Origin of the sequence: Pseudolysinimonas sp., assembly GCF_031389465.1 — a bacterium.
Lineage (GTDB): Bacteria > Actinomycetota > Actinomycetes > Actinomycetales > Microbacteriaceae > Pseudolysinimonas_A.
Window position 1 is genome coordinate 1 of the sequence record NZ_JANMSQ010000171.1, and the last position, 6,464, is coordinate 6,464.

The following is a 6,464-nucleotide window of genomic DNA, read 5'->3' on the forward strand; positions in this document are numbered from 1 at the left end:
GTTGCGGCTCGGCAACCGGCTCGCCGACACGATCGAGCGGTACACGCCATCGGGGGCGATCGACGTCGTGATGCCCATCCCGGACTCGTCCCGCCCGGCGGCGATGCAGGTCGCGCAGAAGCTCAACATCCCGTATCGCGAAGGCTTCTACAAGAACCGCTACGTCGGCCGAACGTTCATCATGCCCGGGCAGGAACAGCGCCGCCGCAGCGTCAAACAGAAGCTCAACGCGATGTCGAGTGAGTTCAAGGGCAAGAACGTGCTCATCGTCGACGACTCCATCGTGCGCGGCACGACCTCCACCGAGATCGTCGACATGGCCCGCCAGGCCGGCGCCAACTCGGTCACCTTCACGTCGGCCGCTCCGCCGGTGCGCTACCCGCACGTCTACGGCATCAACATGCCGAGCCGAGCCGAGCTGGTCGCGGCCGGCAAGAAGATCCCCGAGATCGCGACGGCCCTCGGCGCCGACTACCTGATCTACCAGGAAGTCGCCGACATGGAGGCCGCGATTCTCGAGGGCTCCGATATCCAGGGTCTCGAGATGTGTTGCTTCACCGGCGACTACGTCACCGGCACCGTCACCCCGGAGTACCTCGCTTGGGTCGAGTCGAACCAGGCGTCCTAGCGCCCAGCGCTACCGGTTTCGTCGAGTGCGCTCCGGGTCGCGAGAGCGTTCGCCGAAACGGGTAGCGCTCGCGAAGGAGGCTACTCCGAGTCGGAGACGTCGTCGCGGGCGACCGTGACGGTGCGGGCACGGCGGGTCGAGACGATGTCGAGCGCCAACGCGACGACGCCCCCCAGTGCGACGCCGGCCGGGATGCCGAAGAGGCAGAAGTAGGCGAACGACGCGAGGAATCCGACGGCGGGGTCGGGTTCGAACAGGCTCGTCAGGATGAGGGTGACGAGCGCGCCGAGCATCGCGCCGAAGATCAGAAAAACGCCGATGCGCGGGGCACGACGGATGCTGACTTCGGATTCACTCACGGCTCTATTCTCCACCCGGATCAGGGGCCCATCGCAGCGGAAGGTGTTCGGCAAGGGTCGCCCGTTGACCCGACGCCGTGACCCGCAGGTCGGCGACCGCCGCATCCCAGGTTTCGACCCCGGTGGCGAGTGCGATCCAGGTAGCGGCATCCAGCTCGACGACGTTCGGCGGAGTGCCGCGGGTGTGGCGGGGGCCGGGGATCGCCTGCACGGCGCCGAACGGCGGCACGCGTACCTCGACGGTGTGCCCTTCGGCTTCGTCGGCGAGTTGCTCCAGGAGATACCTGGATGCCGTGGCGACCGTCGCTCGATCGTCGGCTCCGGCGAGAACGGCACGCACCGCGATGACCCCGTCGGCGGCAGCGATGCGGCGACGGATACTCACGGTCGGCGCCACCGGACCACGGCCAGTGCGACGACGACCGCCACCGCGGTAACCGCCAGCGCGCCGACCGCTAGGGCCAACCACGGCATCCCCTCCACGGTGACGTCTACTTTGGTGTCGGTGCCGATCGGCTGGCCAGCGAGGTCGCAGTCGCCGACGTCAGCGACGACCGTTATGGGATCGAACCCCGACCCGACCTCATAGTTCGGGAACGCGACGGCTCCCTCCTCGGTCAGCGTTGTCGGCGCCTCGTCGATCGCGATGACTCCGTCGACGGGGATAAGGTTCTGCCCGCTGAGGTCGACAGTGAGGAACGGGGCCGCGAGTACCGACACCTCATCGCCGTCCATCGTCGGCCCGCTCACGTCGAGCAGGAGGAGGCCGGTGCCATCCGCGCGCACGATGAGCGCCGGGTTGGCGATCGTCGTGTCGAGAATGCCGCCATGCCCGGTGAACCGAACCGATCCGGTGAACGAGATCGACCCGTTCGGATCGCGCGGGTCGATGCGGCCGGCCCCGGCCGGGAAGCCGAACGTGGGCGTCTCGTAGGTCGCGCCGTCGGCGACAGTCCACTCGCCGTTGGCGATCGAGCCGTCGATGTACGCGCGGAACGACTCTTTGAACCCCCAGGTCAGTTCGGCCGAGACGACGTCACAGCCGGGTGCTTGTGCGGAGGACGCACCCGCCGCACCCGCCGGCACAACGGCAAGGAGCCCGGCCGCCATCAGGAGAGCAAGGGCGCGGCGCATGCCCCCATCCTGCCTCGGGAGGGCACCAACAGCGTCGTCGCTACGCTGGGAGGGTGCGCATCCTGGTTCTCGGCTCCGGAGCACGTGAGCACGCGATCGTCACCGCCCTCCTCGCTGAGGACGCGGGTCACACGATCGTCGCCGCTCCCGGCAACGCGGGCATCGCGGCCGACGTCGAGACCGTCGCCCTCGATGCGTCCGACGGCCGACTCGTCGCCGAATACGCCGCCGACAACGCGTTCGACCTCGTCGTGATCGGGCCGGAAGCGCCGCTCGTGGCGGGAGTCGCCGACGCCGTGCGCAAGCGCCGCATCCCGGTCTTCGGTCCCGACAAGGCGGCCGCCGCGCTCGAAGGCTCGAAGACGTTCGCGAAGCGCATCATGGATGTCGCCAACGTGCCGACGGGGCGCTCGGTTCATGCCGTGACGCTCGACGAGGTCGCGGCCGCGCTCGACGACCTGGGCGCCCCACACGTGGTGAAGGCCGACGGTCTCGCAGCAGGGAAAGGCGTCATCGTCACCGACGACCGCGACGCGGCCCTCGCCCACGCGCGGTACTACGTGCAGCAGGGCGAGGTGCTCGTCGAGGAATACCTGGGCGGCCCCGAGGTGTCACTCTTCTTCCTCGCTGACGGACACGACGTGCTGCCCCTCAGCCCCGCCCAGGACTACAAGCGCGTCGGCGATGGGGATGCCGGGCCGAACACCGGGGGGATGGGCGCCTACTCGCCGCTGCCCTGGCTCGACGAGCGCTTCGGGTCGGAGGCGGCGTTCGTCGACGAGGTGCGCCGCACGATCGCGCTCCCCACCGTGCGCGCTCTCGAAGCGGAGGGCACGCCGTTCGTCGGTCTGCTCTACTGCGGACTCGTGATCACCGATCGCGGCATCCGCGTCATCGAGTTCAACGCGCGCTTCGGCGACCCCGAGACCCAGGTGGTGCTGCCCCGGCTGGTCACCCCGCTCTCGGGTTTGCTTCTCGCCGCCGCGACCGGGGGGCTGGCCGACCTGCCCGACCCCGAGTTCTCTCCCGAGCCGTGCGTCGTCGTGGTGCTCGCGAGCGAGGGCTACCCGGAGGCACCCGTCACCGGGCGGGTCCTCACCGGGCTCGACAGCGCACTGCCCGCCGGGGTGACGATCGCCCATGCCGCGACGGCGCGCCAGGGTGACCGGCTGCTCGCCACGGGCGGCCGCGTGCTTGGCGTCGTGGCGCGCGCCGCCGACTTCAGCACAGCTCGGGATGCCGCCTACACCGCGTTGGCCGACATCGGCCTCGAGGGCAGTCACTACCGGCACGACATCGCAGAGAGGGTGCAGTGATGCACAAGAAGCTATGACCGTCGACTCCCGCCTGGAAGCTCTGGGCTGGCACCACCTCTACTCGGGCAAGGTTCGCGACCTCTACGAGTCGGCCGCGCATCCTGGGCGGCTGCTCGTCGTGACCTCCGACCGGGTGAGCGCGTTCGACCACATCCTCACGCCCGGCATCCCCGGCAAAGGCGCCCTCCTCACGCAGCTCTCGTTGTGGTGGTTCGGGCGGCTCGGTGAACCCACGCACCTCGCGGCGGCGCACCCGTCACTCGGCGCACACCTCCCGCCCGAACTGGCGGGTCGCACGATGATCGTGCACACGCTCGAGATGTATCCGATCGAGTGTGTCGTGCGCGGCTACCTAGCCGGCTCGGGCTGGGCGGAGTACCGCGTCTCCCAGACCGTGTGCGGCATCGAGCTGCCCGCCGGGCTCGAGGAGGGCGATGAGTTGCCCGAGCCGATCTTCACCCCCGCCTTCAAGGCGCCGCTCGGCCAGCACGACGAGAACATCACGTTCGAGCGGATGGTCGAGATCGTCGGTGCCGCGGATGCCGAAGCGCTGCGGGAGACCAGCCTGCGGATCTTCGCAACGGCATCCGCTATTGCGGAAGAGCGCGGAATCCTGCTGGCCGACACGAAGTTCGAGTTCGGCCGCGACCCGGGCAGCGATCATCCGGTACTCGCCGACGAGGTGCTCACGAGCGACTCCAGCCGGTACTGGGATGCCGAGACGTATGCCGCGGGTGGCATGAACCGGTTGGAGAGCTTCGACAAGCAGATCGTGCGCGACTGGCTCGCCGCAAACTGGGACCGCACCGGCGAACCTCCCGAGCTTCCTGCCGACATCGTCGAGCGCACCGCGGTGCGCTACCAGGAGCTGGTCGACCGCTTCATGAGCGAGTCGTGACGGAACTGCCGTGATCGAACTCCGTGAGGTGACCTGGGACCACCCCGACAGCGACCGGCTGCGCACCGACCAGCAGGCCGAGATCGCGGTCCGCTACGGCACCCCTGACTCCGAGCCCGGGCCGAAGCCGTCGGCGGCCGACATCACGATCTTCTTCCTGGCCTACGACGGCGGCGACGCGGTCGGCTGCGGAGGCCTGCGCACCCTCGACGCGTCGCACGGTGAGATCAAGCGCATGTACGTCATCCCCGGCCGACGGGGCACGGGCGTGGCGACCGCGATTCTGCGCCACCTCGAGGTCGAGGCACGTTCCCGCGGCTGGGATCGGCTCGTACTCGAAACCGGCGACGAGCAGCCCGACGCCGTGCGGTTCTACGAACGCGAGGGCTACACGCGCATCCCGAACTTCGGCTACTACGCCGACTCGGAGCTGTCGATCTGCTTCGAGAAGCGGTTCTGACCGGGCATTTCCCGGCCTCGAGATGCGTTATCGGTGACATGACGCCCGAGCTACTCGCCGCCGACACCGCCATGGGAGCGGTGACCCTGAACGTCGCCGACCTCGACGCGATGACCGCGTACTACCGGGATGCCGTCGGCCTCGACGTACTCGCCACCGACGGGCCGCGCGTCGCGCTCGGTCGCGGCGCGCGTTCGGTCGTCGTGCTCGAACACTCCCCAGAACTTCGACACGCCGCCCCGCACGAAGCGGGGCTGTTCCACACCGCGATCCTGTTCGACACGAAGGCAGCACTTGCCGCCGCCGTGTACTCCGTCGCGCGGCAGCACCCCGGGTCGTTCACCGGGTCGAGCGACCATCTGGTGAGCAACGCGTTCTACTTCAACGACCCCGAAGGCAACGGCGTCGAGCTCTACTGGGACCGCGACCGCTCCGAGTGGAGCTGGGCACACGGCGCCATTGAAATGAGCACGCTGTACCTCGACCCGAACGCATTCCTCAACGAGAACCTCACCGAGGAGGGGATGTCGGGGGCGGGATTCGGGGATGCCCGGGTCGGCCACATCCACCTGTCGGTCGGCGATGTCGACACGGCGCGGGAGTTCTACGTTGACCGCCTCGGCTTTGCGAGCACCGCTGAGATCCCCAGGACGGCCGTTTTCGTGAGCGCGGGCGGCTACCACCACCACATGGCGATGAACGTCTGGAACTCCCGCGGGGCCGGCCGCCGGCAGCGCACCCTCGGCCTCGGCCGGGTCGACATCGTGCTGCCCGGATCCGACGATCTCGGCGAGCTCGGCGAGCGGATGGCGCACTACGGCGTGCCGACCCGCGACGACGGCCTCACTCTCGAGTTCGACGATCCGTGGGCGAACCTGATTCGCGCGCGCTCCGCATAGGGCAACGACGCCCAGGTAGCGTGGTGCGGTGCACTCGTCGCGACTGCTCTTCCGGTCGATGGCCGCCGTGGCGTTGACCTCGCTGCTCGCCGGCTGCGCCGCGACGCCCCCGACCCTCGCGGTCGCCCCCCGCGCTTACGCCACAACGACAATCGACAAGCGCGACCTCCTGAGCGACGACGCCCTCGCCGAACTCATCGATCCGACGCGGCCGGGATGCTCGGGGGCCGTCGGTGTGCGCGGCGAGGTCGTGTGGGCGGGCGCGACGGGCATCGCCGACCTGACGACCGGTGACCTCGTCACGACCGAGACCCGATTCGATATGGCATCCGTCTCGAAGCAGTTCACGGCGACCGCCATCCTGATGCTGCAACGCGACGGCGCACTCTCTCTCGCCGACTCGGTGAGCACCTACATCGACGGGCTGCCGGCCTGGGGTCGCTCGGTCACTCTCGACCAGCTCGTGCACCACACCGCCCGAGTTCCGGACTACTGGACCGAGCTCGAGGATGCCGGGATCGGCTTCAGCGACGCAGCCGACCACGCCCGGATCCTCGACGCCATCCGGGGGCTCACTCGACTCGAGTCCGGCAGCGGGTACAGCTACTCGAACTCCCACTACATCCTGCTCGCCGAAGTCGTCGGTCGCGTGAGCGGGCAGCCACTGCCGATCTTCCTCGCCGAGCGCATCTTCGCGCCGCTGGGGCTCGACATGGAGTTGACCCCGAGCCTGGTCGCCCCGGATGTCGCACTCTCGTACGACGCGAACG

Annotated in this window: 9 protein-coding genes; 6 read left to right on the forward strand and 3 right to left on the reverse strand. The window is 69.1% G+C overall.

Features of this window, described 5'->3' with window-relative positions:
* Positions 1–628, forward strand: a 628-nt coding sequence (locus tag RMO30_RS06720; protein ID WP_309711110.1) for a phosphoribosyltransferase family protein, incomplete at its 5' end; no start/stop codon positions are given.
* Between the two features lie 80 nt (positions 629–708).
* On the opposite strand, the gene RMO30_RS06725 is transcribed toward RMO30_RS06720, so the two are convergent.
* Genes RMO30_RS06725 through RMO30_RS06735 form a run of 3 tightly spaced genes read right to left on the reverse strand, consistent with a single transcriptional unit; the run spans position 709 to position 2,121 of the window.
* Complete coding sequence (locus tag RMO30_RS06725) at positions 709–987, reverse strand: potassium transporter Trk (protein WP_309711114.1); 279 nt, start codon at positions 985–987, stop codon at positions 709–711.
* Between the two features lie 4 nt (positions 988–991).
* Positions 992–1,384, reverse strand: coding sequence for a sterol carrier family protein (locus RMO30_RS06730; protein WP_309711116.1), 393 nt, complete (start codon positions 1,382–1,384; stop codon positions 992–994).
* Positions 1,369–2,121, reverse strand: coding sequence for an HtaA domain-containing protein (locus RMO30_RS06735; protein WP_309711118.1), 753 nt, complete (start codon positions 2,119–2,121; stop codon positions 1,369–1,371). Before RMO30_RS06735 ends, RMO30_RS06730 begins: the two co-directional genes overlap by 16 nt.
* A 53-nt stretch (positions 2,122–2,174) precedes the next feature.
* On the opposite strand from RMO30_RS06735, the gene purD reads away from it, so the two are divergent.
* From purD to RMO30_RS06760, 5 genes are all read left to right on the forward strand, one after another.
* Entirely contained in the window at positions 2,175–3,437 is a 1,263-nt protein-coding gene (gene purD, locus RMO30_RS06740) for a phosphoribosylamine--glycine ligase (protein ID WP_309711120.1), read from the forward strand.
* A 13-nt stretch (positions 3,438–3,450) separates the two neighbouring features.
* The gene (locus RMO30_RS06745; protein WP_309711122.1) at positions 3,451–4,335 is read left to right on the forward strand and encodes a phosphoribosylaminoimidazolesuccinocarboxamide synthase; all 885 of its coding nucleotides are present in this window, start codon (positions 3,451–3,453) and stop codon (positions 4,333–4,335) included.
* Positions 4,336–4,345: 10 nt separating this feature from the next.
* Entirely contained in the window at positions 4,346–4,795 is a 450-nt protein-coding gene (locus RMO30_RS06750) for a GNAT family N-acetyltransferase (protein ID WP_309711125.1), read from the forward strand.
* A 38-nt stretch (positions 4,796–4,833) separates the two neighbouring features.
* Positions 4,834–5,694: a VOC family protein gene (locus RMO30_RS06755; protein WP_309711128.1), complete on the forward strand. Its 861-nt coding sequence runs from the start codon at positions 4,834–4,836 to the stop codon at positions 5,692–5,694.
* A 28-nt stretch (positions 5,695–5,722) separates the two neighbouring features.
* Positions 5,723–6,464, forward strand: a 742-nt coding sequence (locus RMO30_RS06760; protein ID WP_309711131.1) for a serine hydrolase domain-containing protein, incomplete at its 3' end; no start/stop codon positions are given.

Excerpts from the sequence above, each read along its gene's own strand:
- RMO30_RS06735 (WP_309711118.1), bottom strand. The coding sequence starts at position 2,121 with ATGCGCCGCGCCCTTGCTCTCCTGATGGCGGCCGGGCTCCTTGCCGTT.
- RMO30_RS06745 (WP_309711122.1), top strand. The coding sequence starts at position 3,451 with ATGACCGTCGACTCCCGCCTGGAAGCTCTGGGCTGGCACCACCTCTAC.
- RMO30_RS06755 (WP_309711128.1), top strand. The coding sequence starts at position 4,834 with ATGACGCCCGAGCTACTCGCCGCCGACACCGCCATGGGAGCGGTGACC.